17 protein-coding genes are annotated in these 17,991 nt (G+C 70.2%); 4 read left to right on the top strand and 13 right to left on the bottom strand.

All coding sequences use genetic code 11. The features are described 5' to 3' along the window. Position 1: 1 nt before the first annotated feature. From secD to H9Y04_RS24020, 9 genes are all read right to left on the bottom strand, one after another. Positions 2-1,774, bottom strand: a complete 1,773-nt coding sequence (gene secD / locus H9Y04_RS24060) for a protein translocase subunit SecD (RefSeq protein ID WP_187816063.1) — start codon at positions 1,772-1,774, stop codon at positions 2-4. A 153-nt stretch (positions 1,775-1,927) separates the two neighbouring features. Further along, positions 1,928-2,383: a preprotein translocase subunit YajC gene (yajC, locus tag H9Y04_RS24055; protein ID WP_187816062.1), complete on the bottom strand. Its 456-nt coding sequence runs from the start codon at positions 2,381-2,383 to the stop codon at positions 1,928-1,930. Positions 2,384-2,547: 164 nt separating this feature from the next. Further along, positions 2,548-3,627, bottom strand: a complete 1,080-nt coding sequence (gene ruvB, locus H9Y04_RS24050; protein WP_187816061.1) for a Holliday junction branch migration DNA helicase RuvB — start codon at positions 3,625-3,627, stop codon at positions 2,548-2,550. Positions 3,628-3,673: 46 nt separating this feature from the next. Continuing rightward, positions 3,674-4,282: a Holliday junction branch migration protein RuvA gene (gene ruvA, locus H9Y04_RS24045; RefSeq protein ID WP_187816060.1), complete on the bottom strand. Its 609-nt coding sequence runs from the start codon at positions 4,280-4,282 to the stop codon at positions 3,674-3,676. Continuing rightward, positions 4,279-4,878, bottom strand: coding sequence for a crossover junction endodeoxyribonuclease RuvC (gene ruvC / locus H9Y04_RS24040; protein WP_187816059.1), 600 nt, complete (start codon positions 4,876-4,878; stop codon positions 4,279-4,281). Before ruvC ends, ruvA begins: the two co-directional genes overlap by 4 nt. A 104-nt stretch (positions 4,879-4,982) precedes the next feature. Continuing rightward, entirely contained in the window at positions 4,983-5,735 is a 753-nt protein-coding gene (locus tag H9Y04_RS24035) for a YebC/PmpR family DNA-binding transcriptional regulator (protein ID WP_187816058.1), read from the bottom strand. A gap of 48 nt (positions 5,736-5,783) precedes the next feature. Beyond that, positions 5,784-6,383 (bottom strand): pyridoxal 5'-phosphate synthase glutaminase subunit PdxT, encoded by a 600-nt coding sequence (gene pdxT, locus H9Y04_RS24030; RefSeq protein WP_187816057.1) that lies wholly within the window; start codon positions 6,381-6,383, stop codon positions 5,784-5,786. Continuing rightward, the gene (gene pdxS / locus H9Y04_RS24025) at positions 6,383-7,291 is read right to left on the bottom strand and encodes a pyridoxal 5'-phosphate synthase lyase subunit PdxS (RefSeq protein ID WP_308801077.1); all 909 of its coding nucleotides are present in this window, start codon (positions 7,289-7,291) and stop codon (positions 6,383-6,385) included. The genes pdxT and pdxS overlap by 1 nt, the downstream gene beginning before the upstream one ends. Positions 7,292-7,446: 155 nt before the next feature. Then, complete coding sequence (locus tag H9Y04_RS24020; protein WP_187816055.1) at positions 7,447-7,992, bottom strand: hypothetical protein; 546 nt, start codon at positions 7,990-7,992, stop codon at positions 7,447-7,449. Between the two features lie 72 nt (positions 7,993-8,064). Here H9Y04_RS24020 and H9Y04_RS24015 point away from each other — a divergent pair, with 72 nt between their 5' ends. Then, entirely contained in the window at positions 8,065-9,273 is a 1,209-nt protein-coding gene (locus H9Y04_RS24015; protein ID WP_187816054.1) for a hypothetical protein, read from the top strand. 80 nt (positions 9,274-9,353) lie between these two features. On the opposite strand, the gene H9Y04_RS24010 is transcribed toward H9Y04_RS24015, so the two are convergent. From H9Y04_RS24010 to pgsA, 3 genes are read right to left on the bottom strand one after another with little or no spacing between them, the layout of a single operon-like run. Next, a complete protein-coding gene (locus H9Y04_RS24010; protein WP_187816053.1) occupies positions 9,354-10,517 on the bottom strand; it encodes a glycosyltransferase family 4 protein in 1,164 nt (387 codons plus the stop codon). Next, entirely contained in the window at positions 10,514-11,443 is a 930-nt protein-coding gene (locus H9Y04_RS24005) for a phosphatidylinositol mannoside acyltransferase (RefSeq protein ID WP_187816052.1), read from the bottom strand. Before H9Y04_RS24005 ends, H9Y04_RS24010 begins: the two co-directional genes overlap by 4 nt. Next, a complete protein-coding gene (gene pgsA / locus H9Y04_RS24000) occupies positions 11,443-12,159 on the bottom strand; it encodes a phosphatidylinositol phosphate synthase (RefSeq protein ID WP_187816051.1) in 717 nt (238 codons plus the stop codon). The genes H9Y04_RS24005 and pgsA overlap by 1 nt, the downstream gene beginning before the upstream one ends. A 330-nt stretch (positions 12,160-12,489) precedes the next feature. On the opposite strand from pgsA, the gene H9Y04_RS23995 reads away from it, so the two are divergent. Both H9Y04_RS23995 and H9Y04_RS23990 read left to right on the top strand, forming a co-directional pair. Continuing rightward, complete coding sequence (locus tag H9Y04_RS23995) at positions 12,490-14,697, top strand: elongation factor G-like protein EF-G2 (protein ID WP_187816050.1); 2,208 nt, start codon at positions 12,490-12,492, stop codon at positions 14,695-14,697. A gap of 179 nt (positions 14,698-14,876) precedes the next feature. Then, positions 14,877-16,553 carry an AbeC-like domain-containing protein gene (locus tag H9Y04_RS23990; RefSeq protein ID WP_187816049.1) on the top strand — a complete coding sequence of 559 codons (1,677 nt, stop codon included), beginning with the start codon at positions 14,877-14,879 and terminating at the stop codon, positions 16,551-16,553. Positions 16,554-16,627: 74 nt separating this feature from the next. Here the strand turns inward: H9Y04_RS23990 and H9Y04_RS23985 are convergent, their stop codons facing one another. After that, complete coding sequence (locus H9Y04_RS23985) at positions 16,628-17,188, bottom strand: HIT family protein (RefSeq protein ID WP_187816048.1); 561 nt, start codon at positions 17,186-17,188, stop codon at positions 16,628-16,630. A gap of 67 nt (positions 17,189-17,255) precedes the next feature. Here H9Y04_RS23985 and H9Y04_RS23980 point away from each other — a divergent pair, with 67 nt between their 5' ends. Then, on the top strand, positions 17,256-17,918 hold the full coding sequence (locus H9Y04_RS23980) for a potassium channel family protein (RefSeq protein ID WP_187816047.1): 663 nt from the start codon (positions 17,256-17,258) through the stop codon (positions 17,916-17,918). Positions 17,919-17,991: the final 73 nt, after the last annotated feature.

The following is a 17,991-nucleotide window of genomic DNA, read 5'->3' as shown; positions in this document are numbered from 1 at the left end:
CTCACGCCTCCTTCGGGTCGACGGTGCCCGCGGCAGGAGCGGTGGCACGACGGGAGCGGCGCAGCGGGGGCTTGGCGCCCAGACGCTTGGGGTCGAGCCCGGACCACGGGTGACCGCTGCGGAAGAACTTCTTGCGCGCCAGGAGCGTCATCAGCGGCTTGGTGAACAGGAACACCACGACGACGTCGAGCAGCGTGGTCAGACCCAGCGTGAAAGCGAAGCCCTGCACCTTGCCGACAGTCACGATGAACAGCACCGCGGCGGCCAGGAACGACACGAAGTCGGACACGAGGATCGTGCGCCGCGCACGCGGCCAGGCACGCTCGACGGCCGGCTGGATCGTACGGCCCTCGCGCACCTCGTCCCGGATGCGCTCGAAGAACACGATGAACGAGTCCGCGGTGATACCGATCGCCACGATCGCACCACAGACGGCCGGCAGGTTCAGCGCGAAGCCGATCGTCGGGCCGAGCAGGGACATCAGCGTGTACGTGAGGATCGCGGAGGCTGCGAGCGACAGGAGCGCGATCAGCGACAGACCCCGGTAGTAGACCACCAGGTAGATCACGACGAGGGCGAGACCGATGGCGCCGGCGATCAGACCGGCCTCCAGCTGGTCGCCGCCGAGCGCGGCGGTGACGGTGTCGACGCTCTGCTCGTGGAAGGTCAGCGGCAGCGAACCGTACTTCAGCATGTTCGCCAGCTCGTTGGCCGAGTCCTGGTTGAAGGAACCAGTGATCTCGGCGTTGCTGCTCAGCGTCTGGTTGACGGTCGGCGCGGAGACGACGTTGTTGTCGAGGACGATCGCGAACTGGTTCAGCGGCTGCTGCTGCTTGGACAGTTCACCGGTGATCTTCGCGAACTTGTCCGAGCCGCCGCCCGTGAAGTCCATCGTGACCTTCCAGGCGCCCGTCTGGGGGTCGATCTCCGCGTTGGCGTCCTTGACGTCCTTACCGGCGACGGCCGCCGGACCGAGGATGTACTTCTCCCACTGGTCCAGGTTGTTCTTGCCGCAGGCCACGATGGTGTCCGTGGGCTTGGTGCCCTTGGCGACGTCCGTGCGCTGCTTCTCGTCCGTGCAGTTCAGCGCGGCGAACTTGGTCTGCAGATCCTTCGTCGCGGGGTCCACGGACTCGCTGGCGCTGGGGCTCGGGGAAGCCTTCGGGTCGCCGGACTCGCTCGCGCTGGGCGAAGGAGTGGTGTCCTTCAGGGCGTCCGTGACAGCACGGCCCTGCGGGGTGGAGCTGGAGCTGGCGGAAGGGCTGGCCTTCTCGTCCTTGTCCTTTGCGTCCTTGTCGTCCTTCTTGCCGCTCTCGGAGGCGGAAGGCGTGGCCGACGGGGTGCCGGCCGGGTCGGCCTTCGGGTCTCCGGCCGCGAGGTTGAGCACCGGGCGGAAGTAGAGCTGAGCGGTCGTGCCGACCTGCTCGCGCGCCTGCTCCTCGTCAGTCCCCTTGGGGATGTTGACGATGATGTTCTTGTCGCCCTGAGTCTGAACCTCGGCTTCGGAGACGCCCAGACCATTGACACGGCGCTCGATGATGCTGACCGCGGTGTTCATGTTGGTCGGGTTGACAGCGTTCTCGCCGCCCGGCTCGGGCCTGGCCTCGAGCGTGATGCTCGTGCCGCCCGCGAGGTCGATGCCCAGTCGCGGGGTGGTGTGCCCGGACAGGAACATGCCCCCGGTGAGCGCCACCATGATGATCACGATCAGGGCCAGAGCGCGTCCCGGCTTGGGCTGGCCGCTCTGCCTCCTGGCCTTCTTCGGTGCTGCCACCTTCTCGTTTCTCCCTGTCCAACCGCCTGGGCAGCCGGCGCGAAGCCGGTCAGCGGACCCTCGGCGGCCATGAAGTGGTGTCGGGAGGCCACGCGAAGTCACACGTTCCGGGGACCGCGCCGCGCCTGGGCGCGCCGCGGTCCCCGGTCGTGGCTACTTCGCGTCGCCCTCGCCCTCGGTCTTCTTCGGCGCGGCGTCGCCGTCGGCGTCCTTCTTGCCGAGGTCGATGGGCGAATCGACCGACACGTCAGCGTCGGCGGGCTCGTCGGCCTGGGTCAGGGAGGAGGCGTCGTCCGGAACGTCCGGGGCGTCGACGTCCTCGGGGGTGATGCCGTGGACGATGCGGTTGTACTCGTCGTCGTCGAGGACGGCGCCGATCGCGTTCTTCGCGTAGATCGCGTGCACGCCCGGAGCCACCTCGAGAGTGACGGCGTCGTCGGCTACTTCCTTGACGACCGCGTACATGCCCCCGATCGTGCGGACACCCGTGCCGGGCTGCATCTGGTTGCGCATCTCGGCCGCCTGCTGCTGCTTCTTCTTGGCAGAACGGGTCATCAGGAACATGACCCCGATGATCAAGATGAACGGAAGGAGGCTCAAGATATTCACGGGACGGGTTTCCTTCGCACAGCCGCCCAGATGAGGCGGCCTGTTGGATGGGGGTGGGCACACCGCCCACAAGGGCGGCATCGGCGGAGTCTAAGCGAGTCCGCACGGATGGAACAACGCTCAGCATGGCACCGGGGTTCCACGCTGAGCGAGCACCCTGGCCGTCACGCCCCGAACAGGTCACCTTGTCCGGATCCGCCGCCTCCGAAACTCTGCGGCGCCGTCAATCCCAGATGCGCCCAGGCCGCGGGAGTGGCGACACGGCCGCGCGGCGTGCGGGCCAGGAGTCCTTCCCGTACGAGGAAGGGCTCGGCCACCTCCTCGACGGTCTCGCGCTCCTCCCCCACGGCCACCGAGAGAGTCGACAAGCCGACGGGTCCACCGCCGAACAGCTTGAGCAGCGCCTCCAGAACGGCGCGGTCGAGCCGGTCGAGACCGCGCGCGTCCACCTCGTACACACCGAGCGCGGCCGCGGCGATCTCCTGGGTGATCAGGCCGTCGGCCTTTACCTGCGCATAGTCCCGTACGCGGCGAAGAAGGCGGTTGGCGATACGTGGCGTGCCGCGCGAGCGGCCGGCGATCTCGGCGGCGCCCGCGGTGTCGATGGTGACGTCGAGCAGATCGGCGGAGCGGTGGATGACGCGCTCCAGCTCGGCCGGCTCGTAGAACTCCATATGGGCGGTGAAGCCGAAGCGGTCGCGCAGCGGCGGCGGCAGCAGGCCCGCGCGGGTGGTGGCGCCGACCAGGGTGAACGGCGGGAGTTCGAGCGGGATGGCGGTGGCGCCGGGACCCTTGCCGACGATCACGTCGACGCGGAAGTCCTCCATCGCCATGTAGAGCATCTCCTCGGCGGGCCGCGACATCCGGTGGATCTCGTCGAGGAAGAGGACCTCGCCCTCCTGGAGGGAGGAGAGGATCGCGGCCAGGTCTCCGGCGTGCTGGATGGCGGGGCCGCTGGTGATGCGGATCGGGGCTTCCATCTCGGCCGCGATGATCATCGAGAGCGTGGTCTTGCCGAGGCCGGGAGCGCCGGACAGGAGCACGTGGTCGGCGGTGGCGCCGCGCTGGCGGGCCGCCCTGAGCACCAGGTCGAGCTGTTCGCGCACCCGCTCCTGGCCGACGAATTCGGCCAGCGACTTGGGGCGCAGGGCCGCCTCGACGGCCTGGTCCTCGCCGTCCGCGGCGGATCCGACGAGCCGGCCCGTGGTGTCGTCGGCCGGCTGTGCGGTGTCGTCCCAGTTCACGGTGGAGTGCCTCGCCAGTTCGTTCGTGATGACAGATGTACGGGGATCAGCGCGTGCGGTTCAGCGTCTGCAGCGCGGCCTTGAGCAGCGGGCCGACCTGCGGGGTGCCGTCCATGGCCTCGGCCTGCGGGGCGACCGCGGTGACGGCCTCGTCCGCCTCGCGGGTGGCGTATCCGAGGCCGATCAGGGCGGCGTGCAGCTGGTCGCGCCAGGATGCTGTGGCCTGGGCGCCGACCGTGGGAGCCGTGCCGAGCGGGGCGCCGAGGCGGTCCTTCAGTTCGAGGAGCAGCTTCTGCGCTCCCTTCTTGCCGATGCCCGGCACCGCGGTCAGGGCCTTCTCGTCGGCGGTCGAGACGGCTCGGCGCAGGGCGTCCGGCGAGTGCACCGCGAGCATCGCCTGCGCCAGGCGCGGTCCGACGCCGCTCGCGGTCTGCAGGAGCTCGAACGTCTGCCGCTCGTCGTCGTCCGCGAAGCCGTACAGCGTGAGCGAGTCCTCCCGTACGACCAAGGACGTCGCGAGCTTGGTCTGCTGGCCCAGGCGCAGGCCGGACAGGGTGTTCGGCGTGCACTGCACCGCCATGCCGATGCCGCCGACCTCGACCACGGCGGCGTCAGGGGCGAGGGCGGCGACGGGGCCGCTGACGAAGGCGATCATGAGGTACGGCCTTTCGATGCGTGCAGTGCTGCGGCTTGCTGGAGGCGATTGAGCGGACGGCTTTCGGCCGCGGCCTGCTGGAGGCGGGTCTGGGCGGCGGCCGCTTCCTGCAGGCGGTTATTGGCGGGGCCGCGCCAGATGTGGCAGATGGCGAGGGCCAGGGCGTCGGCGGCGTCCGCGGGCTTGGGCGGTGCGTCGAGCCGCAGCAGCCGCGTCACCATGGCGCCGACCTGGGCCTTGTCGGCCCGTCCGCTGCCCGTGACGGCGGCCTTGACCTCGCTCGGTGTGTGCAGGGCGACCGGGATGCCGCGGCGTGCGGCGCAGAGCATGGCGACGGCGCTGGCCTGGGCGGTGCCCATCACCGTCCGTACGTTGTGCTGGCTGAACACCCGCTCCACTGCGACGAATTCGGGCCGGTGCTCGTCCAACCACTGCTCGATGCCCTGCTCGATGGCGACGAGCCGCGAGCCCAACTCGGCGTCGGCGGGCGTCCGTACGACACCGACGCCGACCATGGTGAGCGGCCGGCCCGCCACACCGTCGACGACGCCGACACCGCACCGGGTCAACCCTGGGTCAACTCCCAAGACCCGCACCGCCACCACCCCTTAGTTCGCCTGTTCGTGCAGGCTATCCCGTGGCACCGACAAAGCGGCGGGCCGACGGAACGTGTCCCGTCGGCCCGCCGCTTCGGTACGGATCAGGCGTCGACCTTCTCCATGATCTCGTCGGAGACGTCGAAGTTCGCGAAGACGTTCTGCACGTCGTCGCTGTCCTCGAGCGCGTCGATCAGCTTGAAGATCTTGCGCGCGCCCTCTTCGTCCAGCTCGACCTGCATGGTCGGGACGAAGTTGGCGTCGGCCGAGTCGTAGTCGATGCCGGCCTCCTGGAGCGCGGTGCGCACCGCGACCAGGTCGGTGGCCTCGGAGAGCACCTCGAAGGACTCACCCAGGTCGTTGACCTCTTCGGCGCCCGCGTCGAGCACCGCGCCGAGCACGTCGTCCTCGGACAGCTCGCCCTTGGGGACGATCACGACGCCCTTGCGGTTGAAGAGGTACGAGACGGAGCCCGGGTCGGCCATCGAGCCGCCGTTGCGCGTCATGGCGACGCGGACGTCCGAGGCGGCACGGTTGCGGTTGTCGGTGAGGCACTCGATGAGCACCGCGACACCGTTCGGGCCGTAACCCTCGTACATGATCGTCTCGTAGTCGGCGCCGCCGGCCTCGAGGCCCGCGCCGCGCTTGACCGCGGAGTCGATGTTCTTGTTCGGGACCGAGCTCTTCTTCGCCTTCTGGATGGCGTCTTCGAGCGTCGGATTGCCGCTGACATCGGCGCCGCCCGTACGCGCGGCGACCTCGATGTTCTTGATCAGCTTCGCGAAGAGCTTGCCGCGCTTGGCATCGATCACGGCCTTCTTGTGCTTAGTCGTGGCCCATTTAGAGTGGCCGGACATCTGCCTGTCTCCTTCGCGTAACCAATCTCTGTACGAACGACAGAGATCCTACCGGGATCCGGCAGCAGCCTTCTCCCGGACCATCTCGGCGAACAGCCCGTGCACCCTGTGGTCGCCCGTGAGCTCCGGATGGAACGACGTCGCGAGCACATGTCCCTGGCGTACGGCGACGATGTGGCCGCCGTGCTCCGCGAGCACCTCGACCTCGGCGCCGACGGACTCCACCCACGGGGCGCGGATGAACACGCCCTCGACAGGGCCGAGTCCCTTGATGTCCGCCGACGCCTCGAACGACTCGTTCTGCCGTCCGAACGCGTTGCGGCGCACGATCATGTCGATGCCGCCGATCGTCTCCTGACCCGAACGCGGGTCGAGGATCTTGTCGGCGAGCAGGATCAGTCCCGCGCAGGTGCCGTAGACCGGCATTCCGGCGCGTACGCGCTCACGCAGGGGCTCGAGCAGGCCGAAGAGGACGGCCAGCTTGGAGATCGTGGTGGACTCGCCGCCGGGGATGACCAGGGCGTCGACCTCGGCGAGCTCCTCGGGGCGCCGCACCGGCCTGGCCACGGCGTCCGCCGCGGCCAGGGCGATGAGGTGCTCCCGTACATCACCTTGGAGTGCGAGCACTCCGATCACGGGAGTGGGCATTACCAGCCCCGGTTCGCGTAACGCTCGGTCTCGGGCAGGGTGTCGCAGTTGATGCCGACCATGGCCTCGCCCAGGTTGCGGGAGGCGTCCGCGATGATCTTGGGGTCGTCGTAGAAGGTGGTGGCCTTCACGATGGCGGCGGCGCGCTTGGCCGGGTCGCCCGACTTGAAGATGCCGGAGCCGACGAAGACACCCTCGGCGCCGAGCTGGCGCATCAGGGCGGCGTCGGCCGGGGTGGCCACGCCACCGGCGGAGAACAGCACGACGGGGAGCTTGCCGAGCTCGGCGACTTCCTTGACGAGCTCGTACGGGGCGCGCAGTTCCTTGGCGGCGGCGTACAGCTCGTTGTTGTCGTAGCCGCGAAGGCGCGCGATCTCGTTCTTGATCTGGCGCATGTGGCGGACGGCCTCGACGACGTTGCCGGTGCCGGCCTCGCCCTTGGAGCGGATCATGGCCGCGCCCTCGGCGATACGGCGCAGGGCCTCGCCCAGGTTGGTGGCGCCGCAGACGAACGGGGTCGTGAACGCGAACTTGTCGCTGTGGTTGACCTCGTCGGCCGGGGTGAGGACCTCGGACTCGTCGATGTAGTCGACACCCAGGGACTGCAGGACCTGCGCCTCGACGAAGTGGCCGATCCGGGACTTGGCCATGACCGGGATGGAGACGGCCTCGATGATCTCTTCGATCATGTTGGGGTCGGACATCCGGGCCACGCCGCCGTCCTTGCGGATGTCGGCCGGCACGCGCTCCAGGGCCATGACGGCCACCGCGCCCGCGTCCTCGGCGATCTTCGCCTGCTCGGCGTTGACGACGTCCATGATGACGCCGCCCTTGAGCTGCTCGGCCATGCCGCGCTTGACGCGTGCGGTGCCGGTCGCGGGGGTTTCGGGGGTGTTGGTGCTAGCCACGGATGACCTCACTGAAGTGAATGAAGACTGTGATGCTCCGAGCCTCTTCCCCGGAGCAGTCCACAACAAGGGCCAATGTGTAGCCGGTGGCTCATTTTCCGGTACGGGGGTGCCGTACCGCCTGGTCAGGGGCTTACGCCGCCGGGCCGGTCCGCCTAGGTGCCAGGCCTGTCGGCCAGCGCGGCCGGCGGTTCGTCGTCCATCTCGAAGGCCATCGGGAAGGGCGCGTGCCCCGCGAGCCGGAACAGCCGCACCTTGCGATGGCGCCGCAGCGCCCGCGCCGCCCGGACAGCGTCGTTGTGGAAGCGCCGCGCCATCGGCACGCGGCGGACCGCCTGCGCCAGCTCCTCCGCGGCCTCCGCGCCACCGGGCGCCTCGCGTACGGCCTCGACCTGGTCGGCGTCCCCGAACACCGCGCGCAGCGCCTGGCTCAGGTCGCTCTCGACGACCTCGCGCTGCTCCTCCTCGGCCTGACGCGCGGCGTGCGCCGCCTCGTAGAGCACGATCGAAGCCGCCGGATCGAGCACATTCGACGTGGCCAGCTCCTGTGCGACCGAGGCCCGGCGCAGGAGCTGGGCGTCAAGTGCCGCCCGCGCCGCGTCGATCCGGGCGTGCAGCCGGTCGAGGCGTCCGGCGGTCCAGCTCAGATACAAGCCGATGGCGAACAGGGCTACGGCGATCCAGATCAGCGTTACGGTCACGGGCGGAAAGGCTACCGGGACCTGGGCGTCGCGCCTTCACGTCCGCGGCCCGGCCGACCTCAGGGGGGAATCATGGACAGACGGCGGGTACTCGCCGCGGGCGCGGCGGGGGTCGCGACGGCGGCGCTGGGAGGCGGGGCGGCGGCGGCCGGTCGATCGGCGGGCGCACTCGGGGAGTTGGCCGGTGCGCTGGGCGCAACAGCCACTCCGGTGGACCGGGGCATCGGCTGGACGCGCACCAGGTTCCTGGTCGAGGACGGCGGTGTGCCCTATGCGGTGGACGTCCTCGCCGACACGGCACAGCGGCCGCAGTCCGTCGCCTACCTGCTCCCTGGCGGCGGCCTGAACTTCACGGCGAACTTCTTCACTCCGCGCGAGCGCAACCTCGCCCACCATCTGCGCCGGCTCGGCCACCTCGTCATCGGCATCACGCCCCGCGAGGACCTCGCGACGGCCGCCGACATCACCGCCGACCGGGGCCTGGCCGCGCACCGTGCGGATGCCCGCCGCGTGATCGACGCCGTGGACGCCGCGCTAGGTCTCCCGTACCGGCTCATCGGCCACTCGGCGGGCGCCGCGCTCGCGCTCGACCTCGCAAGTCACGGCGTCGGAAAGCGACTTGAGCGGGTCGTCGTGCTCGACACCACCGGCCCGTACGAGGGGGACCTGGCGGTGCGCGCGGGGCAGGCACGCGATGCGTTCCAGGCGCTGATCGACCAGGGCTCGTACGTCAACGACCCGGGCTTGAAGGGGCTGCTCGCCCGTGCGCTGTCCGATCCGGACGGCGCAAGCCCGGTGCCGCGGCCGGTCGATCCGGCGACCCGGTTCACGCATGCGGGCCTCGCGCACTACGCCCTGATCCGCACCGCCACCCTGCCGGGGCCGGCCAACTGGATCTACCGCCAGGGCCACGCCGCGGGCACGTACACCTTCGGCGCCTCCCCCGCAGAGGACCGCTTCACGCTGGCGCACAGCCCGCTGGCGGTGTGGGGCGAGGCCACGGCGGCCCTGGGCAGCGGGCTGATTCCGCATGCCCTGCTGCGGGACCTGTGCGCCGTCTGGGCCGGCGACGACGTCATCGCCTGGGACCGGATCGGCGCCGAGGTCGTCTGGGTCAACATGGAGCTCGGCCGCGGCGGCTTCCCGCTGGGCGCGGAGCTGATCCGCCGGGGCGGCAACCGGCACGTCACCTTCCAGGTCGTACCGGGGTACGCGCATGGGGATCCGGTCTGGGGAGAGCAAGCCGACGGGGAGGTGTGGCCGCTGCTCACGCCCAGGTAGACGGGTCCGGGGAGGACCGGCCCCTCGTTCGCGAGCGGTCGGTCCTGGGCTCTCGGTCCCGCGCCCTCAGCCCACCGCCCTCAGTCCCGCGCCCGCGCGAACCGCGCCCGCAGCCCCGTGGCCCGTTCGTCCGCCGCGACCGAGGTCGTGCCGTCCGTCACCGTCTCGTACACGGCCAGAATGTCCGCGCCGACCGTCGACCAGTCGAAGCGGCGCACATGGGCGCTGCCCCGTTCGCTGAGCCCCGCGCGGCGGTCGGCGTCGCCGAGCAGGCGCAGGGCGGAGGCGGCCAGGTCGTCGGCGTCCTCGTTCGCGAACAGGTCGCCGGCCGCGCCTTGGTCGAGTACCTGGGCGAACGCGTCCAGGTCCGAGGCGAGCACGGGTGCGCCCGCGGACAGGGCCTCGACGAGGATGATGCCGAAGCTCTCGCCGCCGGTGTTGGGTGCCACGTACACATCGACACTGCGCAGGAGCCGCGCCTTGTCCTCGTCGCTGACCATGCCGAGGAACTCGACGCGCGAGCGCATCTCGGAGGGCAGCGACGCGACGGCTTCCTCCTCGTCGCCGCGGCCCGCGACGAGCAGCCGGGTCTCGGGGCGCTCCGCGAGGATCTTCGGCAGCGCCTTCATCAGGACGGGAAGTCCCTTGCGGGGCTCGTCGATCCGGCCGATGAAGCCGAGGGTGTTCCCCTGCCATTCGGCCTTGGGCTCGGCCCGCGCGAAGAAGTCCACGTCGACACCGTTGGGGATGACCACGGCGTCGCCGCCGAGGTGCTCGACCAACGTGCGGCGCGCGTACTCGCTGACCGCGATCCGCGCGCTGATCTTCTCCAGGGCGTGCTGCAGGATCGGATACGCGGCGACCATCGCCCGCGACCGTGCGGTCGAGGTGTGGAAGGTGGCGACGATCGGGCCCTGCGCGGCCCAGCAGGTCAGCAGACCCAGCGAGGGCGAGGCCGGCTCATGGATGTGGATCACGTCGAAGGTGCCGTCGTGCAGCCAGCGCCGTACGCGCGCCGCCGAGAGGAACCCGAAGCTCAGACGCGCGACCGACCCGTTGTACGGCACGGGAACGGCGCGGCCCGCCGACACCACGTACGGCGGCAGCGGGGTGTCGTCGTCGGCCGGGGCGAGCACGGACACCTCGTGGCCGAGCCGGATCAGGTGCTCGGCGAGGTCGCGGATGTGGAACTGGACGCCGCCCGGCACGTCCCAGGAGTACGGGCAGACGATGCCGATCTTCACTGCGTCCCCTTCTGGGGGCGTGGGGCCTTTTCGGGATCAAGGTCCGCGAGCCACAGCCGCTGCAGCATGTGCCAGTCCTCCGGGTGATCGGCGATGCCCGTGGCGAAGGCGTCCGCCAGGGCCTGCGTCATCGAGGACGTCTTCTCGGGCCGGGTACCTGTCTCGGGGATTTCGACGGGCGCGTGGATACGGCCCTTCATCACCGAGGTGTCGTCGTACCAAAGGGTGACCGGAAGCAGCACCGCCCCCGTCTGCTGGGCCAGCATCGCGGGGCCCGCGGGCATCCGGGTGGTCTCGCCGAAGAACTTCACCTCGACACCGGAGGAGGACAGATCACGGTCCGCCACCAGGCACACCGCACCCCCCGCGCGCAGGCGCCGGGCGAGGATCCCGAAGGCGGACCCTCCGGTGTGCGGCAGGACCTCCATGCCGAGGCTGCTGCGGTACGCCACGAACCGGTCGTACAGGGATTCCGGCTTGAGCCGTTCCTGCACCGTGGTGAACGGCGTCTTCATCTCGGTGGTGAGCCAGGCGCCGGCCAGATCCCAGTTGGCCAGGTGCGGCAGCGCGAGGACCACGCCCTTGTCGGAGGCGAGGGCGTCGGTCAGGCGGTGGACGTCCTTGATGACCAGGCCCTTGCGGATGCGGTCCTCGGACCAGGCCGGCAGCCGGAAGGACTCCATCCAGTAGCGCATGTACGAGCGCATGCCCGCCTTGGACAGCTCCGCGAGCCGCTCGGGGCTCGCGTCAGGAACGACCCGTGCGTAGTTGGCCTCCAGACGCTGCACGCCCTTGCCGCGCTTCTTCCACGCGATGTCGGCGATGGTCCGGCCGAGGCGGACCGCGACCGGCTCGGGGAGCTTCTTGACCGTCCCCCAGCCGAGTCCGTACAGCGCGTCCGTCAGCTTCTCCGTTGTCTTGCTCATCAGGCCGTCTCGCTCCCCCGTGCCGCACTCTCGTTGTCGGTCGCCGCGCTCCCCTGCTCCGTGGCGGCTGCGGCGGCAGCGGCTTCCGCGTCCGCCTCGGCCGACTCCCGGCGCACCGTCACGACCCGCTGGCCAAGGGTGACCAGGGAGCCCACGGCCACGATCCACAGCGCGATCGGCAGCAGGACGTCGATACCGGGCACCCCGAACGTGTGCAGGCCCGCGAGACCGGCCGCGACCAGCGAGATCACCAGGCGCTCGGCGCGCTCGATCAGACCGTTCACCGCGACGGGCAGGCCGATCGATTCGCCACGTGCCTTCGTGTACGAGACGACCTGGCCGCTCGCCAGACAGAAGATGGCGACCGCGCACAGGATGTTGTCGTCGCCCTTGCCCGCGTACCAGAGCGCGAAGCCGCCGAAGATCGCTCCGTCGGCGACCCGGTCCAGCGTCGAGTCGAGGAAGGCGCCCCAGCGGCTGGAGATCCCGGCCTGGCGCGCCATGTTCCCGTCCACGAGGTCGGAGAACACGAACAGGGTGATGACGATGGTGCCCCAGAAGAACTCCCCGCGCGGGAAGAAGTACAGCGCACCCGCCACCACACCGGCCGTCCCGATCAGGGTGACCGCGTCGGGGCTGACCCCCCGGCGGAGCAGAAACGCGGCGAACGGCGTGAGAACACGCGTGAAGAACGCACGCGCGTACTTGTTCAGCATGGCCTTCGAGCCTCTTCCCAAGGGGGGTGGCGGGCCGCGCGGCCCCAGCGGCCACCGGCGGGCCCATCGTAGCCACGGAGCAGTCGGGTCCACCCGCTCAGCCCCTGTCCGCGGGTGCAGCCGGGCGATCCCGTACGCGCGGGCGGGCGATCCCGTACGTGCGGCCGGGCGATCCCGTACGACGTATGGACGGGGAGGGACCTGAGTGGAAAGCTCGAATGACCGCGGGCGTCGCCGAAGCCGCCGGCCCATTTCGAGCCTGATCCCAGCACGCGGTTTCCGCGTGTCCGCGCCCTACTCCTCACCGCGCATGAAACCGGGAGGCAAGGCATGGGCGACAAGGCAAATGCACACCCTGGGGCCGCCGGCAGGGCTCTGACGGCCGACCATCCCGCGTCCGTACGGAATGTGGTGCTGGTCGGCCACAGCGGCTGCGGCAAGACGACTCTGGTGGAGGCCCTCGCACTCACCGCGGGGGCGGTGAACAGGGCGGGCCGTGTGGAGGACGGCGGCACCGTCTCCGACTACGACGAGATCGAGCATCGCCAGCAACGCTCGGTCCAGCTGTCCCTCGTCCCCGTCGAATGGGGCGGGATCAAGATCAACCTCCTCGACACTCCGGGATACGCGGATTTCGTCGGGGAACTGCGGGCCGGTCTGCGAGCAGCGGACGCGGCCCTTTTCGTTGTCTCGGCGGCCGAGGGCACAGAGGGCATCTCGGGCGCCACCCGCATGGTGTGGGACGAGTGCGCGGCGGTCGGCATGCCGCGGGCCATCGTGGTCACGCACCTGGAAGCGGCACGGGCCGACTTCGAGCAGATGACCCGGGCCTGCGCCGAGACCTTCGGCGGGGACGACCCCGATGCCGTACTGCCGCTGTACCTGCCGCTGCACGGCGAGGCAGGGGCCGACGGGCACGCGCCGGTGCACGGTCTGATCGGGCTGCTCTCGCAGAAGGTCTTCGACTACTCCTCCGGCGAGCGCAAGGAGCGCCCGCCGTCCGGCGAGGAGCTGCCGCTGATCGAGGAGGCCCGCAACCGGCTCATCGAGGGGATCATCGCCGAGAGCGAGGACGAGTCCCTCATGGACCGCTATCTGGGCGGCGAGGAACTGGACTTCAAGACCCTCGTGGGCGATCTGGAGACCGCGGTGGCCCGCGGCATCTTCCACCCGGTGCTCGCCGCGGCGCCCGCCGCCGAGGGCTCCAAGCAGGGCCTGGGCACGGTGGAACTCCTCGAACTGATCACGGGCGGCTTTCCCACTCCCCTGGAACGCCCGGCACCCGAGGTCACCACCCCGTCCGGCGCACCGCGCGAGGTGGCCGCGTGCGATCCGGAGGGACCGCTGGTCGCCGAGGTCGTGAAGACCTCCTCAGATCCGTACGTGGGGCGGATTTCTCTCGTACGGATCTTCTCGGGGACCTTGCGTCCGGACGAGACCGTGCATGTGTCGGGCCACGGTCTGGCCGACCGCGGACACGAGGACCACGACGTGGACGAGCGGATCGGGGCCCTGTCCTCACCGTTCGGCAAGCAGCAGCGCACCCTCACCAAGGCCATCGCGGGAGACCTGGCCTGTGTGGCGAAGCTGAGCCGGGCCGAGACCGGGGACACGCTGTCCGCCAAGGACGATCCGCTCCTGATGCGGCCGTGGACCATGCCCGACCCGCTGCTGCCGCTGGCCATCCAGGCGCACAGCAAGCCGGACGAGGACAAGCTCTCGCAGGGCCTGTCGCGGCTGGTCGCCGAGGATCCGACGATGCGGCTTGAGCAGAACCAGGACACCCATCAGGTGGTCCTGTGGTGCCTGGGCGAGGCCCATGCCGATGTGGCTCTGGAGCGCCTGCGCAACCGGTTCGGGGTGCAGGTCGACGTCGTCCCGCACAAGGTGTCGCTGCGCGAGACGTTCGCGGGCAAGGCGGCGGCGCGCGGCCGGCATGTGAAGCAGTCCGGCGGGCACGGCCAGTTCGCGATCTGCGAGATCGAGGTGGAGCCGCTGCCGGGCGGCGCGGGTATCGAGTTCGTCGACAAGGTCGTCGGCGGTGCGGTGCCGCGGCAGTTCATCCCGTCGGTCGAGAAGGGTGTACGGGCACAGGCCACGCGCGGCGTCGCGCTGGGGTATCCGCTGGTGGACGTGCGCGTCACGCTGCTCGACGGCAAGGCGCACTCGGTGGACTCCTCCGACGCCGCGTTCCAGACGGCGGGCGCCCTTGCGCTGCGCGAGGCGGCCTCGGGGATGACGATCCATCTCCTGGAGCCGGTCAGCGAGGTGCAGATCCTGGTCGCGGACGACTATGTGGGCGCCGTGATGAGCGATCTTTCCGGGCGGCGCGGCCGCGTGATCGGCACCGAACAGTCGCCGGGCGGGCGCACGCTCGTACGGGCCGAGGTGCCGGAGATCGAGATCGGACGGTACGCGGTCGATCTGCGCTCGCTCTCGCACGGCACCGGACGCTTCAGCAGGCGCTATGCGCGGCATGAGCCGATGCCGCCGCAGCAGGCCGCCAAGTTGCGGGAGGAGGCGGGGAGTTCGAGCTAGCGCATGCGGGGCCTGTGGATAACCTTCCCGACCGGTTTTCCACAGGCCCGGACGCCTCTCGCTGCCGCCCGATACATTGTCGATCTGCGCATCCGGCCCCCGGGCCGCGGGCTGAGAGCCAGCCAAAAGGTGTGCCGGGTACGGAAGTCGGGAAAGGCCGCAGGAGCGACGTTGCGGCGATGGGGGCGGCAGTGGCGAACGATTTCGATTCGGGCTTCGATTTCAGGCCGGGTGCCCAGGTGCCGCTTTCGGGCGCCGCGGGCGAGACCGCGGCGACGCATGCCCTGGCCTCGGCCGCGTACCGGGACACCGAGGTCGACGAGATACTCAAGGCCAACAGCGAGTGGCACAAGTCCGAGATAAAGAAGGGCAAGTTGTCGCTCTTCAAGCCGGACCTGGGCGAGGCCTTCTCACGCGCCGTGCAGGTGCGCACGCTCGGCGGTGCGCGCAAGCCGCTGATCCAGTCGTTCGGCACCGAGCCGCAGGCCGTGGTCGAGCACTGCCTCGCCGCGACCGGGATCCGCAAGCAGCGGGACGCCCAACTCACCGTGGTGATGGGCGTGTTCGGGGTCCTCTTCCTGCCCGGCCTGCTGATCTGGCTGCTGATCTTCCAGGCCCGCAAGTGGATCGGCGACCAGAAGGACAAGCGCACCCAGGCCCTGTCCACGGCGATCCTCGTCGCCGGCGGCGGTCTGCTGCTGCTCTTCCTGATCCGGCTGCCGTTCACCGGCCTCGCCGGCATCTATCTGCGCGCCATGATCGTGGCCCCGGTGATCGGCTGGCTGCTCGCCAAGCAGATCTGCGAGCGCACCGCCAAGGATCTGCGCCTGCGCTGGGAGAGCCTGCTCGCCGGCGGCGGCATCGGCGCGAAGATCCCCGAGGCGGTGCCCACCAACCCCAACGAGACGGCGGCCGAGCGGCTGCGCCAGGGCCTGGCCCGGCTCACCGCCGAGCAGCAGTCCAACTCGGTGTTCTATGCGGGCCCCAAGGGCATCCTCGGCATGGGCACGCGGTGGGGCAGCTGGCAGCTCGCCGAGGAGCTGACCGCACGCGACCCGGACGCGGAGATCCACCCCTTCCGCAGCTGGGACGTCATCCGCGCGGTCCACGACCAGCTGCGGCTCCTGGAGCGCGGCCCGCTGCACACGGGCGGCTTCCCCACCCCTTCGATACGCCACTGGATCGTCACGCCCGTCGGCGAGAACGCCAAGGAGGTCGCGCGCCCCAAGGGCACGGATGTCGAGGCGTATCAGATCAAGGGCCACGAGATACAGCGGATCTGCAATGAGCAGCAGTTCGGCAGCGGTGACCGCCACTACCTGGGTGTGCAGTTCCGGCTGTGGGACGGCCAGTTGGTGATCACCATGCTGATCACTGTGACGGTCCTCCACCACACGCTCCGGGTCGAAGTCACCGGCCATGCGCTGGGCCCCGTCCACTCCCTGTTCACCACGAAGCCGAAGCCCAAGGTCAAGGAAGTCGCCAAGACCATCAGGTTCTGGGAGGTCAAGGAGGTCAGCCAGCCGCTCGTGAGCGCCTCCGAGGTGGTGCGGCTCGCGGCCCGCGCGCCCTTCACCTGGTATCCGCCGATCCTCGACTTCCTCGGCGGCAAGCTGGTCCTGCCCGAGCCCTTCGGACTGCGGCACGCCTGGGCCGACAAGCCCTGGCGGCACCGCTTCATGGCCGACGACGCCCTGCGCACGGCGACACCGGTGCTGCGGGTGGTGCACGCCGCCACGCTCAAGGTCCTCAAGGAGAACGGCGTGGACACCGAGCGCTGGGACAACCGCTCGCTCATCCTCAGCGGCCTGGTCCAGGACCCGACGCCGCGCAAGGCGGATGTGTACGACGCGTGATCATGGGTGCGGGCCCGGCGCATCGGCAACCGGGCCCGCCTCTCATGCCGTTCAGCCCACGACCGAGACGGAGATCAGCCCACGACCCAGGCGTCCGCCAGCATCTTGCGGGTGTCGGCGAGCAGTTGCGGCAGGATCTTGGTGTGCCCGACCACCGGCATGAAGTTGGTGTCGCCACCCCAGCGCGGCACGATGTGCTGGTGCAGATGGGCCGCGATCCCGGCGCCGGCCACGGTCCCCTGGTTCATCCCGATGTTGAACCCGTGCGCACCCGAAGCGGTGCGCAGCGCGCTCATCGCCTGCTTGGTGAGCTCGCCCAGCTCGGCGGTCTCGGGACCGGTCAGCTCGGTGTAGTCCGCCACGTGCCGGTAGGGCACGACCATCAGATGGCCGCCGTTGTAAGGATACAGATTGAGCACCGCGTACACCTGCTCGCCGCGTGCCACGACCAGGCCGTCCTCGTCGGACTTGCCCGGGATCGAGCAGAAGGGGCAGCCGTCGTCGGCGCCCGGCCCCGTGGGCTTGTTCTCGCCCTGGATATAGGCCATCCGATGGGGCGTCCACAGGCGCTGGAACGCGTCCTTGGTCCCCACTCCGATCTGCTGCTCCGGCTCACTCGTCATGCTGTGCAGCATATGGCTTCGCCCGTTCGCAGCGTGTCGCCGGGGCCCTCCCGGCGACCCCTGCGGCGAAGCTGACCGGATGGATCACGACAGCCCGCAGGAGCGCTGGCGCAGGCGCACCGAAATCCCGCTCGCGGTCGGCTCGATGCTGTTCCTCGGCGCCTACGCCGCCCAGGTCCTCGTGCACGACATGCCCCAGGTCTGGCGCCACGTCTGTTTCGCCGTGGTCCTCGGCGCCTGGGCCCTGTTCGCCGTGGACTACGGGGTGCGCTGGCGGATGAGCGGCCGCGGCCTGAAGTACATCCGCACGCACTGGCTGGAGACCTTGGTCCTGCTCCTGCCGCTCCTGCGCCCGCTGCGCGTGGTCCGCCTCTACGAGGCCATCCAGATGCGGCACGGCGAACCCCGCCTGAGCCTGTACGCCCGCGTCATGGTCTACGCCGGTCTCTCGGTTCTGCTGCTCGGCTTCGCCGGCGCCCTGGCCGTCTACCACCACGAACGCCTCGCACCCGGCGCGAACATCACCACCTTCGGCGACGCGGTCTGGTGGACCTGCAGCACGCTCTCGACCGTCGGCTACGGCGACAAGGCCCCCGTCACCCCCGTGGGCCGTCTCGTCGCGGTCGCCCTGATGGCCTGCGGCCTCGGCCTGCTCGGCGCGGTGACCGGTTCGTTCTCGTCCTGGCTGATCCAGGTCTTCACGCTTGAGGACGCCAAGCGCCGGGCCCGCAACAGGCGCTGACCCCCGCGACGGCACGAGGCCCCGGGCAGCACGCCCGGGGCCTCGTACGGAACAACTCGTACAGCCAACTCGT

The organism is Streptomyces polyasparticus (assembly GCF_014493765.1).
GTDB classification, from domain to species: domain Bacteria; phylum Actinomycetota; class Actinomycetes; order Streptomycetales; family Streptomycetaceae; genus Streptomyces; species Streptomyces polyasparticus.
This window is presented reverse-complemented; position numbering and strand designations above follow the sequence as displayed.

Excerpts from the sequence above, each read along its gene's own strand:
- ruvA (WP_187816060.1), bottom strand. The coding sequence starts at position 4,282 with ATGATCGCCTTCGTCAGCGGCCCCGTCGCCGCCCTCGCCCCTGACGCC.
- H9Y04_RS24035 (WP_187816058.1), bottom strand. The coding sequence starts at position 5,735 with ATGTCCGGCCACTCTAAATGGGCCACGACTAAGCACAAGAAGGCCGTG.
- pdxT (WP_187816057.1), bottom strand. The coding sequence starts at position 6,383 with ATGCCCACTCCCGTGATCGGAGTGCTCGCACTCCAAGGTGATGTACGG.
- H9Y04_RS24015 (WP_187816054.1), top strand. The coding sequence starts at position 8,065 with ATGGACAGACGGCGGGTACTCGCCGCGGGCGCGGCGGGGGTCGCGACG.
- H9Y04_RS24005 (WP_187816052.1), bottom strand. The coding sequence starts at position 11,443 with ATGAGCAAGACAACGGAGAAGCTGACGGACGCGCTGTACGGACTCGGC.
- pgsA (WP_187816051.1), bottom strand. The coding sequence starts at position 12,159 with ATGCTGAACAAGTACGCGCGTGCGTTCTTCACGCGTGTTCTCACGCCG.
- H9Y04_RS23995 (WP_187816050.1), top strand. The coding sequence starts at position 12,490 with ATGGGCGACAAGGCAAATGCACACCCTGGGGCCGCCGGCAGGGCTCTG.
- H9Y04_RS23990 (WP_187816049.1), top strand. The coding sequence starts at position 14,877 with ATGGGGGCGGCAGTGGCGAACGATTTCGATTCGGGCTTCGATTTCAGG.
- H9Y04_RS23985 (WP_187816048.1), bottom strand. The coding sequence starts at position 17,188 with ATGCTGCACAGCATGACGAGTGAGCCGGAGCAGCAGATCGGAGTGGGG.
- H9Y04_RS23980 (WP_187816047.1), top strand. The coding sequence starts at position 17,256 with ATGGATCACGACAGCCCGCAGGAGCGCTGGCGCAGGCGCACCGAAATC.